The 15,940-nt window shown below is 60.9% G+C and carries 13 protein-coding genes; 7 read left to right on the top strand and 6 right to left on the bottom strand.

What is annotated here, in order from left to right:
• Positions 1–90: 90 nt before the first annotated feature.
• Positions 91–2,049, bottom strand: coding sequence for a DNA topoisomerase IV subunit B (locus tag F0P96_RS04085; RefSeq protein WP_151077507.1), 1,959 nt, complete (start codon positions 2,047–2,049; stop codon positions 91–93).
• A 210-nt stretch (positions 2,050–2,259) separates the two neighbouring features.
• Here F0P96_RS04085 and F0P96_RS04080 point away from each other — a divergent pair, with 210 nt between their 5' ends.
• The 4 genes from F0P96_RS04080 to F0P96_RS04065 all read left to right on the top strand — a co-directional run bounded on the left by F0P96_RS04080 (position 2,260) and on the right by F0P96_RS04065 (position 6,534).
• Entirely contained in the window at positions 2,260–3,435 is a 1,176-nt protein-coding gene (locus tag F0P96_RS04080) for an AI-2E family transporter (protein WP_151077506.1), read from the top strand.
• Between the two features lie 114 nt (positions 3,436–3,549).
• Positions 3,550–4,026, top strand: a complete 477-nt coding sequence (locus F0P96_RS04075) for a ferritin-like domain-containing protein (protein WP_151077505.1) — start codon at positions 3,550–3,552, stop codon at positions 4,024–4,026.
• 168 nt (positions 4,027–4,194) lie between these two features.
• Positions 4,195–5,682: an exonuclease domain-containing protein gene (locus tag F0P96_RS04070; RefSeq protein ID WP_151077504.1), complete on the top strand. Its 1,488-nt coding sequence runs from the start codon at positions 4,195–4,197 to the stop codon at positions 5,680–5,682.
• A gap of 81 nt (positions 5,683–5,763) precedes the next feature.
• Complete coding sequence (locus F0P96_RS04065) at positions 5,764–6,534, top strand: MbnP family protein (RefSeq protein ID WP_151077503.1); 771 nt, start codon at positions 5,764–5,766, stop codon at positions 6,532–6,534.
• An 82-nt stretch (positions 6,535–6,616) separates the two neighbouring features.
• On the opposite strand, the gene F0P96_RS04060 is transcribed toward F0P96_RS04065, so the two are convergent.
• Positions 6,617–8,224 carry a hypothetical protein gene (locus F0P96_RS04060; RefSeq protein WP_151077502.1) on the bottom strand — a complete coding sequence of 536 codons (1,608 nt, stop codon included), beginning with the start codon at positions 8,222–8,224 and terminating at the stop codon, positions 6,617–6,619.
• Between the two features lie 145 nt (positions 8,225–8,369).
• Here F0P96_RS04060 and F0P96_RS04055 point away from each other — a divergent pair, with 145 nt between their 5' ends.
• Positions 8,370–9,971, top strand: coding sequence for a hypothetical protein (locus tag F0P96_RS04055; RefSeq protein WP_151077501.1), 1,602 nt, complete (start codon positions 8,370–8,372; stop codon positions 9,969–9,971).
• 90 nt (positions 9,972–10,061) lie between these two features.
• Here the strand turns inward: F0P96_RS04055 and F0P96_RS04050 are convergent, their stop codons facing one another.
• Positions 10,062–11,183, bottom strand: a complete 1,122-nt coding sequence (locus F0P96_RS04050; RefSeq protein WP_151077500.1) for a DNA topoisomerase IB — start codon at positions 11,181–11,183, stop codon at positions 10,062–10,064.
• A 215-nt stretch (positions 11,184–11,398) separates the two neighbouring features.
• Here F0P96_RS04050 and F0P96_RS04045 point away from each other — a divergent pair, with 215 nt between their 5' ends.
• On the top strand, positions 11,399–12,217 hold the full coding sequence (locus F0P96_RS04045) for a M48 family metalloprotease (protein ID WP_151077499.1): 819 nt from the start codon (positions 11,399–11,401) through the stop codon (positions 12,215–12,217).
• 51 nt (positions 12,218–12,268) lie between these two features.
• Here F0P96_RS04045 and F0P96_RS04040 read toward each other — a convergent pair whose 3' ends face one another.
• On the bottom strand, positions 12,269–12,820 hold the full coding sequence (locus tag F0P96_RS04040) for a hypothetical protein (protein WP_151077497.1): 552 nt from the start codon (positions 12,818–12,820) through the stop codon (positions 12,269–12,271).
• 92 nt (positions 12,821–12,912) lie between these two features.
• Here F0P96_RS04040 and F0P96_RS04035 point away from each other — a divergent pair, with 92 nt between their 5' ends.
• Positions 12,913–14,079, top strand: a complete 1,167-nt coding sequence (locus tag F0P96_RS04035) for an App1 family protein (protein WP_151077495.1) — start codon at positions 12,913–12,915, stop codon at positions 14,077–14,079.
• A gap of 505 nt (positions 14,080–14,584) precedes the next feature.
• Here the strand turns inward: F0P96_RS04035 and F0P96_RS04030 are convergent.
• The gene (locus F0P96_RS04030; RefSeq protein WP_151077493.1) at positions 14,585–15,064 is read right to left on the bottom strand and encodes a YybH family protein; all 480 of its coding nucleotides are present in this window, start codon (positions 15,062–15,064) and stop codon (positions 14,585–14,587) included.
• A 10-nt stretch (positions 15,065–15,074) separates the two neighbouring features.
• Positions 15,075–15,821, bottom strand: coding sequence for a monofunctional biosynthetic peptidoglycan transglycosylase (mtgA, locus tag F0P96_RS04025; protein WP_151077491.1), 747 nt, complete (start codon positions 15,819–15,821; stop codon positions 15,075–15,077).
• Between the last annotated feature and the right edge of the window lie 119 nt (positions 15,822–15,940).

Below are 15,940 nucleotides of genomic sequence, written 5' to 3'. Positions count from 1 at the left end.
GCCCACCCAGCCCATGCCACAATAAGCGCAAACCGCCCCTGCACCGTTTGGTACAGGGGCGGTTTGCAAGGGGTAATGCAAGGAACTCGATTAGCCGAAAGCCAGGTCTTCTTCGGCCACGGTTTCTAGAGGCAGCGTGTCAGATGTTACCAAATCTTTCTCGATGCGCAGATGGTCGATGATGAAGTTCTGGCGGTCGGGGGTGTTTTTGCCCATGTAGTACGTCAGCAGCTTCTGAATACTACGGTCCGACTGCAGAATGACGGGCTCCAGACGAATGTTGTCGCCGATGAACTTGCCGAACTCGTCGGGCGAGATTTCGCCGAGGCCCTTGAAGCGGGTGATTTCCGGGTTGCGGCCCAGTTTCTGAATGGCCTGCTGCTTTTCCCGCTCGTCGTAGCAATAGATGGTGGTTTTCTTGTTACGCACCCGGAAAAGCGGCGTTTCCAGGATGTAGACGTGGCCGTTGCGCACCAGATCGGGGAAGAACTGCAGGAAAAACGTGAGCAGGAGCAGGCGAATGTGCATGCCGTCGACGTCGGCGTCGGTGGCAATAACCACGCGGTTGTAGCGCAGCCCTTCCAGGCCTTCCTCGATGTTAAGCGCGTGCTGGAGCAGGTTCAGCTCCTCGTTCTCGTACACAATTTTCTTCTTCAGCCCGAAGCAGTTCAGCGGCTTACCGCGCAGGGAGAATACGGCTTCGGTCTCCACGTTGCGGCTCTTCGTGATGGAGCCCGACGCGGAGTCGCCCTCGGTAATGAACAAGGTCGTCAGCGCGGCTTTTTCGGCTTTGTCTTCGCCAAAGTGGAATCGGCAGTCGCGCAGCTTGCGGTTGTGCAGGTTGGCTTTCTTGGCGCGTTGGTTGGCCAGCTTTTTCACGCCTGCCATGTCTTTTCGCTCCCGCTCGCTCTGCTCGATGCGTTTCTTGAGGGCTTCGGCGGTAGCCGGGTTTTTGTGCAGGTAGTTGTCGAGGTGCTCCTTCACGAAGTCGACCACGAAGTTGCGCACCGTGGTGGCGTTGTCGTGGGGCTCCATCACAATGGAGCCAAGCTTGGTCTTGGTCTGCGACTCAAACACCGGCTCCTGTACCCGAATGGCAATGGCGCCCACGATGCTGGCGCGGATGTCGGAAGCGTCGTAGTCCTTCTTGTAGAACTCGCGCAGGGTTTTCACGATGCCTTCGCGGTAGGCCGCCAGGTGGGTGCCGCCCTGGGTGGTGTACTGCCCGTTCACAAACGAGTAGTATTCCTCGCCGTAGTCGTTGCCGTGGGTCAGCGCCATTTCGATGTCGGTGCCTTTGAGGTGAATCACCGGGTAACGAATGGCGTCGGGGTCGGTTTTCCGCTCCAGCAGGTCCTTCAGACCGTTTTCGGAGTGGTATTTCTGCCCGTTGAAATTGATGGTAAGCCCCGCGTTCAGGTACGCGTAGTTCCACATCTGGCTTTCCAGGAAGTCCGGAATGAAGCGGTAGTTGCGGAAAATAGTGGGGTCGGGCTCGAAGGCCATCAGCGTGCCGTTGCGCTGCGAAGTTTTCGCCGGCTTTGGGTCGCTGATGAGCTTGCCGCCCTGAAATTCGGCCGACTTCATCAGGCCGTCGCGCACGCTTTGCACCACGAAATTGGTGCTGAGCGCATTCACAGCCTTGGTGCCCACGCCGTTCAAGCCCACCGACTTCTGGAAAACCTTGGAGTCGTATTTGCCACCGGTGTTGATCTTGCTCACCACATCCACAACTTTGCCGAGCGGAATGCCGCGGCCGTAGTCGCGCACGGTCACGCGCTGGTCGGTCACCTTCACCTCAATGGTGCGGCCGTAGCCCATCATGTGCTCGTCGATGGAGTTGTCGATGACTTCCTTGACGAGGATGTAAATGCCGTCGTCGGCAGAGGAACCGTCGCCGAGCTTGCCGATGTACATGCCCGGCCGCAAGCGAATATGTTCGCGCCAGTCCAACGACCGGATGGAATCTTCGTTGTAGCCGTGGTCGGCGGTCTTAGCGGGTGAGTCGAGGTCAGCTTCTTCGGCGAGCGGAAAGTGCTGGTCAGCCATGCGTAATATCCTTCAGTACGTTTAAGCGGTAAAATAACGCAGAACGGGAGGTTTCTCGCCGTGGCCGCGCGGGCGGGTTTCGCTAGTCAAATTGGCAAAGCCCTACCCTGCCTAACTTCGCTAGCGAAGTCGAGGTTCCGTCAAAAATCCGAAAAAGCCGGCAGTATTCCAAGGTTTCCCCTTCCCCACTCCTCCCAATAATTTTAGCAAATGTTGCCGCCCCCCCACAACCTCAACACCCCTCGGCACCCGGTTAAGCCGCAGGAAGTACGCCAGGCCCCTGTAATTCACTACACGTTTTTGCTAATCGGGCTGTCGTTGCTGGTGTTCGTGCTCCACAAGCTCGACGAAATTTTGCTGCCGCTGGCTTTTTCGGCGGTGTTTACGCTGCTGCTGCTGCCCATTTGCCGGTGGCTGGAGTCCCACAAGGTGCCGCGGGTGCTGGCCATTATCCTGTGCCTGCTGCTGGTGCTGGTCATTTTTGCGGGCATCATCGTGGCGTTTGGCTCGCAGCTCACACAGTTTCAGAACGAGCTGCCCAAGCTGCAAACCAAGCTGATGGAGGTGTTTAACCAAGCGCAGGCCTGGGCCCACGACAAATTCGGGTACGACCCGATGAGCGTCAACGAGGTGAAGGATTCGACCATGAAGTCGCTGAAGAAATCGGGCACCTCGTACATCGGCACGACCCTGAACACCACCACGGCGGTACTCAGCAACCTGGCGCAGGTGCTCATCTACATCTTCTGCTTTCTGTACTACCGCGACCATCTGCGGCAGTTCATGTTCCGCTTCGTGGCGCCCGACAAGCGTACGACCGTGCTCCATACTGTCGACAGCATTCAGACGGTCGTGCAAGCCTACATTTCGGGGCTCGTGAAGGTCATCATCATCGTGGCCGTGCTCAACGGCATCGGCTTGTTGTTGCTGGGCGTCAAATTCGCCATCTTCTTCGCCATTTTCGCCTCGGTACTGGCCATCATTCCCTACATCGGCATCATGATCGGGGCCACCATTCCGGCCATCATCACGCTGGTGGAAACCGGTTCGCCGCTGCAGGCGCTGGCCGTTATCGGGGTATTCGTGTTTGTGCAGTTTCTGGAGGGCAATTTCATCACGCCGATGATTACCGGTTCGCAGGTGAGCATCAACCCGCTGGCAGCCATTCTGGCCCTGATTCTGGGTGGGGCGCTGTGGGGCACACCGGGCATGATTTTGAGCATTCCGCTCACGGCCATTCTCAAGGTGGTGTTTGATGCCTACCAGCCGCTGGAGCCGTTTGGGTTCCTGCTCGGCGACGTGTCGGACGGCGAGGACACCAAGAACGACAAGAGCGACGACCGGCCCAGCTTTTGGCAGCGGGTGTGGCGCCGCATGACGGCCTAAAGACGCCCGCTGGGTGTAACCCGGTGGCACACGGGCGAGTATAAGCCTCGGAAGCCGCGCCCGGATACATGCCCCAATGCGCGCGGCCCTTCTCACCCTAAATCGTACCACACCATGCCTGCTATAACTCCCGAAACCGCCCGCGCCTTCAACGACCTCGTCGAAATCAACCGTACCGGTGCCAAAGGCTACCAGGAAGCCGCCGAAGGCGTAAGCAACCCCCAGCTGAAATCGGAGCTGAGCAAGCTCAGCCAGCAACGCGCCCAATTTGCCTCCGAACTGGAACAGCAAGCCCGCTCCATTGGCGTGGAAGCGCCCAGCCAAGAAGGCACCATCGAAGGCGCCATTACCGATGCAGCGGCAGCGGTTCACCGCGGTTGGATCAACATCAAATCGGCCGTTACGGGCCAGAACGACTCGGCCATTTTGGGCGAGTGCGAAACCGGCGACAAAGTAGCCCTGGAAGCCTACGAAACGGCTTTGAAGAGCCAGAGCATCCCGGCGCAGCTTTCGTCGGTGATTCAGAAGCAACACGGCGAAATCCTGGCCGCTAAAAACCAGGTGACGCAGTGGAAAGCCTCCAACCGCTAGGGTTAACCTGGCTGTTGAGAGAAGGGACGGTCTGCCGCGAGGCAGGCCGTCTTTTTTTGTGGCTCCCTCCAGCCCACTAGGCTCTCGGCCGCGTAAGCCAGATTTCGGGAGCCAAAAGCCCGCTAACTTTGTTAAGGTCCGGTATCGGACGTTTTAGCAGCCGCGCATTTGTACGCTATCATCGACCTTGAGACTACCGGGGGCCAGCCCACGCAGGACCGCATCACCGAAATTGCCATCTTCATTCACGATGGCGACAAGGTGGTTGATTCCTTTGCCACGCTGCTGAATCCCGGCCGGCCTATCCCCTTCTACATTCAGCAGCTCACCGGCATTACCGACGACATGGTGCGCGAGGCGCCGCACTTTCACGAGGTAGCCAAGAAGGTGGTGCAGATGACCGAGGGCTGCGTGTTTGTGGCCCACAACGTGCGCTTCGACTACTCGTTTCTGAAGAAGGAGTTTGCCGACCTGGGCTATACCTACTCGCGCAAAACCCTGTGCACAGTGCGCCTGAGCCGTTCGCTCATTCCGGGCCAGCCGAGCTACAGCCTGGGCAAGCTGTGCGCCAACATCGGCATTCCACTGGAAAACCGCCACCGCGCCGCCGGCGACGCCGAAGCCACGGCCATCTTGTTCGACCGCCTGCTCAAAATCAGCCAGCAGGCCGAAGCGCCGGGCTACGAGCAGGCCGCGCCGGCCGATAAGCTGGCCGCCGTGGATGCCAACGCACCCAGCCACAACGGCAACGGCCGTGCTGCCAAGCAGCCCTCGGCCCGCAAAGTGGCGGCGGTGCAGCAGGCCATCAAAACCGCGCTGCTGCCGCCCAATATTTCGCCCGAGCTGGTGGCCTCGCTGCCGCAGGAAGCGGGCGTGTACTATTTCCACGACGCCCAGGGCGAGGTGATTTACGTGGGCAAGAGCATCAACATCTACAAGCGCATCCAGCAGCATTTTGCCATCGACTACAAGTCGCGCAAGTCGTTGGAATTCAAGAACTCGATTTCGGACATCACTTGGGAGCTGACGGGCTCGGAGCTGGTGGCTTTGCTCCACGAGTCGTCGGAAATCAAGCGCATGAAGCCGGCCTACAACCGGGCCCAGCGCCGTTCCGTCTTTCCGGCGGGCATTTACCTGCGGGTAGACGAAAACGGCTACAAACGCCTGTATTACGGCCGCGCCGACGCCAACAACCAGGAAATCCCCATCATTGCGCTGGCCAACCAATTCAAGGCCAAAGGCTTTTTGTACCACAAGGTGGCGCGCTTCAACCTGTGCCAGAAGATGTGCGACCTGTACAAAACCAACGGCTCGTGCTTCGACTACCAGGTGCACCGCTGCAACGGGGCCTGCGTGGGCCAAGAGCCGCCCGAGGAGTACAACAAGCGCGTGGACGAGGCCGTGGAAAGCATTACCTATGAGCACCAGTCGTTTGTCATCATCGGGGCGGGGCGCCGGGCCGATGAGCGGTCGGTGGTGGTGGTGGAGCACGGCCGCTACCTGGGTTTTGGCTACATCGACGGCACGTTCACGGCGCGGCGGCTGGAGGCGTTCAAGGACGTTATCAAGCCGCAAGTCGACAACAAAGACGTGCAGCAGATCATCCGGCAGTACATGCGCACCAAGCATAAGGACAAGGTGAAAGTGTTTGCCTGAGCCCGGCAACCATTTGGCGCGACTAAGCGAGTAGGCAAGCGTTCCACCCCACAGTGTACCGCCCGCTTCTGCCCTACTCCTATGAACTTACTTCGTCGTACAGCCTTTCTGATTGCCGCCGCCAGCCTTACCACGTTGGTGGGCTGCGACGACAACAAAGACGACCCCAAACCCAAAACGGGTGAGCTTGAACTGCACGTAGAAAACGTGGCCGGTACGGCTTCGCTGGCCCTGAACGCGGGCAGCTACACCACCGCGCAGGGCGAAACGTTCAGCGTAACCACGCTTAAGTACTACCTCTCGGGCTTCAAGCTGAACCGCGCCGACGGTACCTCCTGGGCCGAGCCCGACAGCTACCACCTGCTCGATCAACGCGTGGCGGCGTCGCAGCACATTGAGTTGAAAGACATTCCGGCCGGCGACTATACTAGCCTCACCTTCACGATTGGGGTGGATAGTGCCACCAGCGTGGGCGGGGTGCGCACCGGTGCCCTCGATGTGGCCAACAACGACATGTACTGGGAATGGGAAGGCTACACCTACCTGCGCCTCAACGGCAAATCGGCCAAGGCCGCCGGGGGCGAGTTTTTCTTTGACGTGATGGGCTACCGGCGCCCCTACAACAACCTGCGCACCGTAACGCTGCGGTTGCCCGCCAGCACCTCGGCCATTCACATCGGGGAAGGCAAAACGCCCGAAGCACACGTCAAGGCCGATATTCTGAAAGTATTCAGCGGCGCCTCGGCCATCTGGCTGACCCAAACCAGCTTCGTGTCGGGTGGCGCCGACGGGAAGCGGCTGGCTGATAACTACGCCAATATGTTTTCCATTGACCACGTGCACGGCAATTAGCCAGACTAGTTCCCGCAACAACAAACCGCCCGCCTTCTGCTGCAGAAGGCGGGCGGTTTGTTGTTGCGCGCAAGGCCAAAGGCTAATACAGCCGGTGCCGCAGCAGCCACCCGGCGCCGTCGTATTCGGTGGCTTTGGGAATATAGGCTTTCACCTCGACCAGATCTTTATCGAGCTTAAGAGTGTTGCCGTCGCCGGAGTCGTACACGGTCACTTTCATGTCGGGGCCGCGGCGGTCGGGGCTTTGCAGCTGCTGAATCAGGTCCTGGCCCTGCCCGTCGTAAATGCCGATGCGGATGCGGCGGTCGGGCGCGCCAATGATATCGAAGGTGTCGTTGCTGCCGAGCCCGTACAGGTTAATCGTGCCGGTTTGGCGGGCATCAAATACCCGCTCGCCCACCATCCGCTCATGCCCGCCTAATCCGGCCGACAACACCCGCACGCGCACTTTCCAAGGCCCGGCGGCTTCCACAATGAAATGGTCGGGCTGGTCGGTGCCGGGAATTTCCACGTCGCGAGCCAGCTGGCGGTAAAACTCCTCGGCCACGCGCGGGAGCTGTTCGCGCCGGCTGCGCAGTTTGTCCTCAAACTCCTGGCCCGACAGCGCATACACTTCTTTCGGCCACACGCCCACGGCCCGCGCAATTACGGGGTCGGTGAGGCGCTGGCGCAAGGAATCGGCCACTTGCCGAAAATCCTCCTCGGTCAGGTACACCAGCAGCGACTTATCCATGGGCCGGGCGGCGCGATTCAGGCCCTCCACGTCGTGCAGGCGAATTTCGCGGGTGAAGGTCTGGTAGTTGGTTTTCAAGAAGCTGATCAGCCGCGTCCACACCCCGTCGTCGAACTTGAAAAAGGCGTGGTCCCGGTCGCGGGGAATGGCCCGGTACAGCACCGCGCTATCCGGGGCCGGAAATGCCGCCCAGCGCCACTGGTCTTCGCGGCGGCTCCAGTCGCCGAGCCACATATCGAACAAGCGGCTGCGCAGGTACTGGCGGGCGTCGACGCGGTGCTGGGCGTTCAGGAGCAAATGCCCGAACACCGAGCGGGAGCTGACGACGTGAGCGGAGCTGCCAAAGCTGCGCACGCTGCTTTGGTCGCCCTCGGGCCGCTCCTCAAACAAATACAGCGCATTGGCAAACGCCTTGCGGAACTCGCCCAGGGCGGGGTCGTCGGCCACGTACACCAGGCGCGGGTTGGTGTGGTATACGCCCGCCGCTTCGGCCAGCTGCGGCACGATGTAGGCCCCGTAGGGATGAATGACGCTGGTTTGGTCCTTCATCAACCGCCCGATCATACCGTCGCGCATGTTCTCGGGCAAGGCCACCGTGGCGTCCTTATCGACGGAGCGCAGCACGAACTGCTGGCCGTTGGGGGCTACCAGCCGCAGGTTTTTCGTTTGGAATGAGCCACCTTCCTGCACTGGCTTGAGGCCGCCGGGCACCGCGGTTTGCATGTTGAACACGGGCGCAGCAACGGGCACGGCCCATTCGTCGCGGTAGTGAAACCCCCAAAACAAGCTGTGCAGCCACCCGCGCTTGTATTGCGGCCCCGCCGCTACGCGCACCACCGAGTCGGGCCCAAGGGTGAGGCCCTGCGTAGCAGGAAGCGGAGCCGCCGGGGCGGGCGTCGAGGTGCCTATCAGGCCGGATAGGACCAGCAGGCTGCAATAGTAGGAAAGGAGCGGCAACACCAGAAGCGAAAAAATGCGGCAGAAAACCGAGCCCACAAGGCCCGGTTGGCGTGTTATACCCCGGCAGCGGCTCCACGGTTTTGCCGATGCTCACATAGCCTTTTGCGTCGAGCTTGCGTTGAAGGACCCTACCAGCCTGCCAGTGTCCGACTCCTCTCCTATGCGCCTGCCGCGCCGCTTTGTTTGCTTCTGCCTCCTACCAGCCTTGCTGCTGGGCAGCAGCTGCGCCCGCCTCCGGTTTTTTCAGCCCGATGCCCGCCTGAGCGCGGAGCCGCTGCCCGCCGGCACCGACAGCGTTACGGCCACGGCCGGGCGCCACTACCAGCAGGGCCTGGTAAAACGGCTGCTGTTTGGCCAACATTACCGCCGCGTGTGGGCCACGCCCGTGCGCATGCCGGTGCTTGATTTGGGCACGGCCGTGGCCGGCGGCTTGCGCCCGGGCAAAATTGGCGGCGGCTTTCAAACCACCAGCATGACCTTGCTTGGCACGCGCAACCGAGAATTTGCCCTTCGCTCCCTCGACAAAGACCCGTTCAAAACCCTCCCGAAAGCCATGCGGGAAACGTTCCTGCTCAACATCGTGCGCGACGCAACCTCGGCCGGCAACCCGTATGGCGCTTTTGTAGTGCCGCCGCTGGCACAGGCCGCGGGCATTCGGCATACCTCGCCGCGCCTGTTCTACGTGCGCCCCGACGAAAACGGGCTGGGGCCGGCGTCGGAACGGTTTCGGGGCAAAGTGGTGATGCTGGAGGAAAAGCTGGAGGGCGAGCAGTTGCCGGGCAGCGGCGGCGGGCGCGTCGATATCGAGGAAAGCGAAGACATGCTTGCGGCGTTGTATACCCAGCCGGGCACCCAAATAGACCAAACCACCTTTGTGCGGGCCCGCCTGCTCGATATCTGGCTGGGCGACTGGGACCGGCACGAGGGCCAATGGACCTGGGAAAAACGGGCTGACGGTCCGCGCTTCTCGCCCGTTCCCAAAGACCGGGACCAGGTTTTCTACCGTTTCGACGACGGCCCGCTGGCGTGGCTAGGCAGCCGGTTTGTGGCCAAATTCCGCACGTTCCGGCCGCGCTACGAAAGCATTGAAGGCTACACCCGCAACGCCCGCTTCATCGACAGCCGGGTGCTGCACGAGCTGGACTGGCCCGCGTATCGCGCCGAAACGCAACGCCTTCAGCAGCGCCTCACCGATTCGGTAATTACCCGCGCCGCCCGCCGTCTGCCGCGCGAGGTGTATGCCATTGAAGGGCCGCAGCTGGTGGCCAGCCTGCAGGCCCGCCGCGCCGCTTTGCCCACAGCAGCGCGCACGTACTACCAACTGCTGGCCGAGCGTGTGACGGTGCCCGGCACCGACGAAGACGAACTGTTTGAGGTGCAGCGGCTCACCGACACAACTACCGTGGTATCGGTGTATTCGTTGCTCGATGATAAAAAAGGGCCGTTGCGCTACCGACGCACGTTTCGGCCCGCCGAAACCCGGCAGGTAATGCTGCACGGCCTGGGCGGCAAAGACGTGTTCAGGCTCACCGGCTCGGTTCGCCGCTCGCCACGCATCGACATTTACGGCGGGCCGCAGGAAGACACTGTGCAAGACAGCTCACGCGTGGCCGGCTTGGGCAAGAAAACGCGCTTCTACGACACAAGGCGCAACAACGTCTACGAACCCGGCCCCGAAACCAAAGACAAACGCAGCCACGGCGTCGCCTCGCACGCGTTCGACCGGGACGGCTCGGGCCGGTAGGTTATACTGTGCGAATGTGCTAAATAGGAGTCATGTGCTCGTGTTCATTTGAGCATTAGCACATGACCCCCATTTAGCACATTCGCACATTTACTTCACTTCGCTGAGCATATCAAGCACCAAGTGCTCGACCGGTGTGAGCTGGTCGTTTTCGGCCGGGTCGGCGTCGTGGCGGCGCAGGTAATCCACCAGTTTGTCGGACTGGAACAGCTCCACTACTTGCGGGTGAATGTAGTATTTGGAGCAGACGGTGGGCGTGTTGCCGAGGCCAGCCGCCACGTCTTTCACGGCTTTTTTCAGCACCTTTTCCTTGGGCAAATCCGGTTCTTCCTGCAGAATGTGCTCCAAGCATTCCACCATTTTCACGGTGCCGCCCCAGGTGCGAAAATCCTTGGCCGACAGCGCAATGCCGGTCACCTCGCGCAGGTAGTCGTTCACGTCGCCCGATTCCAGCTCCTGCCGGTGGCCGTCGGCATCGTAATACTGAAACAGGTGCTGGCCGGGTATCTCCTTGCATTTCTGCACCAGGCGGGCCAGGCGCCGGTCGCGCAGGGTCACATCGTGCGGCACGCCTTTTTTGCCCACAAAACTGAAGCGCACCTCGGCTCCTTCTACCTGCACGTGCCGGTCGCGCAGGGTGGTGAGGCCGTAGCTCTTGTTTTTCTTGGCGTATTCCTTGTTGCCAACGCGAATGAACGACTGGTCCATTAGCATCAGCACCAGGGCCACCACCTTTTGCTTGTCGAGCTGCGGGCGCTTCAGGTCCTGCTGAATGCGCTGGCGCAAAGCCGGGAGCTTTTCGCCGAAAGCCCGCAGGCGGCTGAACTTGGTGAGGCTGCGGGCCTGGTCCCACAGCGGATGGTAGATGTATTGCTTGCGGCCCTTCAGGTCGCGGCCGGTCACTTGCAGGTGGGCCGTGGGCGCCCCCGCAATCCAGACATCGGACCAGCCGGGTGGAATAACGAAGCTTTGGATGCGGGCCAGCGTCTTTTCATCGGTGATTTTCTCGCCCTTCGCATTCACAAATTTGAAGTGGCCGTTATGGGCTGGCTGGCGCGCAATGCCCCCTTTTTGCAAGTCGCCCACGTAGCGCAGGCCTGCCAACTCGGCCTGCCGGGCTGGATCTTTGTACAACTCGTGGGCTTCGGCCTCCACGGGCGCGAGCTTCTTTTTCTTGACTTTGGGGCGGGCAGGGGCTGAGAGGGTGGGCATAGCGGGAATACGAAAGTCGACCGCCCACAAGCTGGCGGCTCGCGTTTGTACGCACAACGCCGCGGCACAGCCATGCTCATTCGGTTTTGCTGCCTCCCGGCAACGCCGCGCGCCTTCTGCCCGTATCGGCCCACAGAAGCGGACTGGCACTGTTTTTTCTAGACCCTGCCCAGCCACTCCGCGTTTTCTCTTTTGCACCACCCACCTTTTTGCACATGCTTCGCAACGCCTTCTCCCGATTTTACCTGCTCGGTGCCCTCGCCCTCGGGCTGGCCGGCACCGCTGCTTCCTGTACCGATGACAAAGGCAACCCCGTCCTGTTCAGCATCGAAGACGATATTGCCCTGGGCGACCAGGTAGCACGCCAAACCGACTCGACCTACCGCGCCAAGGGCCAACTGGTGGAACGCGCCAGCAACCCCGCCGCCTACCAGGCGCTGGACGCCGTGGTGCAAAAAATCCTGAACTCCGGCCAGCTTGAGCACCGCACCGATTTTGCCTGGGACGTGAAAATCATCAAAGACGACGCCATCCAGAACGCGTTTGCCTCGCCTGGCGGGCACATTTACGTGTTCAGCGGCCTCATCAAATACCTCGACAACGAGAGCGAGCTGGCCGGCGTGCTGGGCCACGAAATGGCCCACGCCGACCGCCGGCACACCTCGCGCCAGCTGCAGAACGAATACGGCATCAACCTGCTGCTGAGCGTGGTGCTGGGCGAAAACCCCAACCAGCTGGCGCAGATTGCGGCCGGCCTGGGCACGCTCAAGTTCAGCCGCGACTTCGAGAACGAGGCTGACCAGTACTCGGTCATCTACCTCAACAACACCGGCACCTACGCCTGCGACGGCGCGGCGGGCTTTTTCATCAAGGCTGAAGCGGAGAATGGCGGGTCGGGCACGCCCGAGTTCCTGAGCACGCACCCCAACCCCGGTTCGCGCATTCAGGCCATTCAGACGAAGGCGACCGAACTGAACTGCCGCAACCGCACGCCCAGCAACAGCAATCTGCAAACGCTGAAGGCGAATCTGTAATTTGGGTTTCCCAATAAAAAAAGCCCCGCTGCACTTCGCAGCGGGGCTTTTTTATTTACGCTTGATGATGGCTGTGTTACCGATAAAGTGCGGTAAGCTGTCCCGCTTCCTTCGCCAATGGTCTTTGTAGACCACCTGAAATCGATACTCCCCGTGGGTTCTATTGATGTATTTATCGCACGGGGCCGGCAGTCTTGATAATTCGTTGCGTGGAAACACGTAATTGAAGTTCACTTTGAGGTAGGTGATGCGTTGGGCGCCGGGCTCAAGGGCTACATATTGGGGCCTGGCGTCGATTATACATTGGTCGCAAAAAGCTAGCGTATCGCCTTTAGGCGTAAATCCGCTTAGCGCGATGCCCCAATTCATGGTGCAAGCCAAGTCCACCGAGTCGCGCTGCTGCAGTATCCAAACCCGCCGGGGGCTCCGGTTGTGCACACGGGCCCGCAGCCACACAATATTGAAGGCGCTGTCGGCTTGGGGCTGCACGGTTAGTTCTACGCCATCAGGAGCGGCCGGCAGGCGGCTGGCGCCCGCGCAACTGCCGAGCAATGCCAGCAGCGCGCTGGCTCCAATCACAATTCGCATAAACATCAACTGCAATTCCGAAAAAGACCTTCACAACATACGCACGGCGGCCAACAACGTATTGAAACGCGCCGTACCGTAGTTTCGCCCCGCATCCGTTTATTACCATGCCTCTACTCGACCGCCTCTCCGACCTCGCCGAAAACGCCGACGACTTGCTCCGCCGCGCCCGCACCCGCCTGGGCCTGCTGCACGAGGTGCAGGTGCTGCCCTACCGCAGCTACGGCACGCCCGAGCGCCTCTACGTGAAAGGCCGGGTGCTCACCGACAAAGGCATTACCGAGCCCGATCCGGCCGACTCGCGCTGGCACAACCTGCTGAACATGTACCGCCGGTTCGATTCGCAGGAAATTCCCGGCGCGCAGCTGCTCATTCGCCCCGGCGACGGCTCGGAACATGCGGTGGTGACGGATGAGGAAGGTTATTTCACCCTAAACCTGGAGCCGCAGCAGCTGAGCCCGGCCGTGGATTTTATGTGGCATCCGGTGGAAGTAGAGCTGCTGCACGCCCCCGCTCCGCTGCCTGCCCAACGGGTAGCCCACGCCCCCGTGCTGGTGCCCGCCCACGACGCCGAATACGGCATCATTTCCGACCTCGACGACACCGTTATTCAGACTGCGGCTACCGATTTGCTGCGCATGGCCCGCACGGTGCTGCTGCGCAACGCCCGCTCGCGTATGCCCTTCAAAGGCGTAGCCGAGTTTTACCGGCAGCTGCAGCTGGGGCGCAACGGCAAACGCAACAACCCGTTTTTCTACGTCTCCTCGTCGCCCTGGAACCTGTACGATTTACTGGAGGATTTCCTGGCCCTGAACGAAATTCCGCCGGGCCCGCTCCTGCTGCGCGACATGGCCCTGAAGCGCAAAAAATCCGGCGACGCCTCCGAGCACCACGGCCACAAGCTCAAGGAAATCGACAACCTGCTGCTCACCTATCCCAAACTGCCCTTCGTGCTCATCGGCGACTCGGGCCAGGAAGACGCCAACATTTACCGCGAGGTGGTGCGCCGGCACCCCGGCCGTGTGTTGGCCATCTACATCCGCGACGTGAACCTGCCCGAACGCTCGGCCCTGGTAAGCAAAGTATCGGAGGAGCTGCGCGGAGACAACGTTGAAATGCTGCTCGTGAAAGATACCGTGGAAGCCGCCAAACACGCCGCGGCGCAAGGCTTGGTTTTCAGCGAAGCCATACCCGCCGTGCAGGCCGAAAAGCAGAAGGACGAAGCCACCCCCGAAGACCCCGGCGACGTAGCCGCGCAGGAAGGGAAGAAATAACATTCGGGTTCCGCTCCTTGCCCACCGGTAACAGCATAAGAGCTGTCGTCCTTGGAATGGCAGCTCTTGTGCTGTTACCGGTGAAGTAATGCGGCTTGGACGGAAGCCCTGCCCCAGCTGATTCCGGAAGCACAAAGCACCAACAACCCCAGCAGAGTCACGAAGCAGACGACTCCGGTGAATAAAATATTAAGCTGTCGGGGGTAACCATACTTACGCATTACCATAGAATGTCTGCGCTCGAAGTAGGCTTCAATACCTTTCCCTGATATACACGGGAGCATAATCATACCCAATAGAAGCACTAAAGACGGCTTGTAAGCTCCCAAGAACCGGGCAGCATTGAGCATAACGCTGCTCACCAGCACGATAAAATACACGTTCAGGACAGTGTGCGTTCGGGCTTCCCTCGCCGGTCCTCGGGCTATTGCGCAGTAAACCGCATAGTAGATAAAATCAGCGACCTTTTTCATTCCGGTTCTTGCATGTCAACTAGCGGATATCGTCAGCTCGAATGATCCGCCACAATCACCCACCGGCCGTCGATTTCGCGGAAAAGCAGCGTGAACCAGCCTTGCAGGTCGCCTTTTTGCGGGCGGGCCAAATGCCAGTGCCCCACCACGTGCGCCGCGTTGGGCCCAATCGGGGTAATGCGTAGCTGGTTGAAGTCGAGCTGGCCCATGGCGGCGGCATCGGGGTAGCTCTGGCGGTAGTTGTCGAGGGTGCGCTGCCAACCGCGCTGGGGGCCGTTTTTGCCGATGAACAGCAGCGAGTCGCTCTGCCAGTAGCCTTGCATGTAGCCGGCCACATCGCCCCGGTTCCAGGCGGTGGCTTGGTCGGCCAGCACGGCCCGAATAGCCGTTTGCGTACTGGCCGGGCGCGGCGCGGCCGGAGTAGCCGTGGGCGTTTGGGGCTGCGGGCTCCCGCAGGCGCTCAGCGCGGCCAGGGCGGCAGCTACGAATAGCTGCTGGAACGTTTTGGTCATGGGTTATGGCTTAGTCTTGCAGCAGGCTACGCACAAAGGTGGTGCCGCCCAGGCGGCGCATGTTGCGCAGCACGCGGCGCTGCTTGGCCCGGGCAGCCGGCCCCGGCCGCCCGGCCTGAAACTTCAGCGGATTGGGCAGCACAGCAGCCAGCAAGGCGGCTTCGGCCGGACTCAGGCTCTTGGCAGGCTTGCCGAAATACCGCTGCGCGGCGGCTTCGGCCCCGAAAATACAGTCGCCCATTTCGGCCACATTCAGGTACACTTCCAGAATGCGCTGCTTGCTCCAGAGCAGCTCGATGAGCACCGTGAAGTAGGCTTCGGCGGCTTTGCGCACGTAGCTGCGGCCCTGCCACAAAAACACGTTTTTGGCCACCTGCTGCGAGATGGTACTGCCGCCGCGCAGCTGTTTACCGCCCGCAATATTGCTTTTGGCCGCTTTCTGAATGGCGTCGAGGTCGAAGCCGTGGTGCTGCTGAAACCGTTGGTCCTCGGCCGCCACCAGCGCCAGGGGCAGTTGCGGCGACACTTCGTCGAGCCCGCGGAAGCGGTAGTTGATGCGCCGCGAGGCATTTTCGGGCAGCAAGCCGCCGTAATTGGCTTCGGGCCGGTGGCTGCGGCGCTCCAGCATCAGCCACGTGGCCGGCGGCGACACCCACCGGTATACCAGAACCCAGGCTACCGTAACCAGAAACAACGACGCCAGCACCTGCAGCGCCACGCGCCGCGCCAGCCGCGCCCAATCCATCCACTCGTTCATTGCCAATAGGTTTGCTTCGGAGGCGTGCGCCTGCGCAGCCCCGGCGGCGAAATTAGCACCGAAGGCGTGTTGGCAACGGGCTTTCCCGTATTTTCCCGTCTGCTCCCGAAATACTTGCT

It is taken from the genome of Hymenobacter busanensis (assembly GCF_008727865.1).
Classification (GTDB): domain Bacteria; phylum Bacteroidota; class Bacteroidia; order Cytophagales; family Hymenobacteraceae; genus Solirubrum; species Solirubrum busanense.
Note: the sequence above shows the minus strand (reverse complement) of the source record. Positions and strands in the feature narration are given on the sequence as shown.

Bases quoted from the DNA above. Each gene is read 5' to 3' on its own strand.
- F0P96_RS04085 (WP_151077507.1), bottom strand. From the start codon at position 2,049: ATGGCTGACCAGCACTTTCCGCTCGCCGAAGAAGCTGACCTCGACTCA.
- F0P96_RS04065 (WP_151077503.1), top strand. From the start codon at position 5,764: ATGAACTTACTTCGTCGTACAGCCTTTCTGATTGCCGCCGCCAGCCTT.
- F0P96_RS04050 (WP_151077500.1), bottom strand. From the start codon at position 11,183: ATGCCCACCCTCTCAGCCCCTGCCCGCCCCAAAGTCAAGAAAAAGAAG.
- F0P96_RS04080 (WP_151077506.1), top strand. From the start codon at position 2,260: ATGTTGCCGCCCCCCCACAACCTCAACACCCCTCGGCACCCGGTTAAG.
- mtgA (WP_151077491.1), bottom strand. From the start codon at position 15,821: ATGAACGAGTGGATGGATTGGGCGCGGCTGGCGCGGCGCGTGGCGCTG.
- F0P96_RS04030 (WP_151077493.1), bottom strand. From the start codon at position 15,064: ATGACCAAAACGTTCCAGCAGCTATTCGTAGCTGCCGCCCTGGCCGCG.
- F0P96_RS04075 (WP_151077505.1), top strand. From the start codon at position 3,550: ATGCCTGCTATAACTCCCGAAACCGCCCGCGCCTTCAACGACCTCGTC.
- F0P96_RS04045 (WP_151077499.1), top strand. From the start codon at position 11,399: ATGCTTCGCAACGCCTTCTCCCGATTTTACCTGCTCGGTGCCCTCGCC.
- F0P96_RS04035 (WP_151077495.1), top strand. From the start codon at position 12,913: ATGCCTCTACTCGACCGCCTCTCCGACCTCGCCGAAAACGCCGACGAC.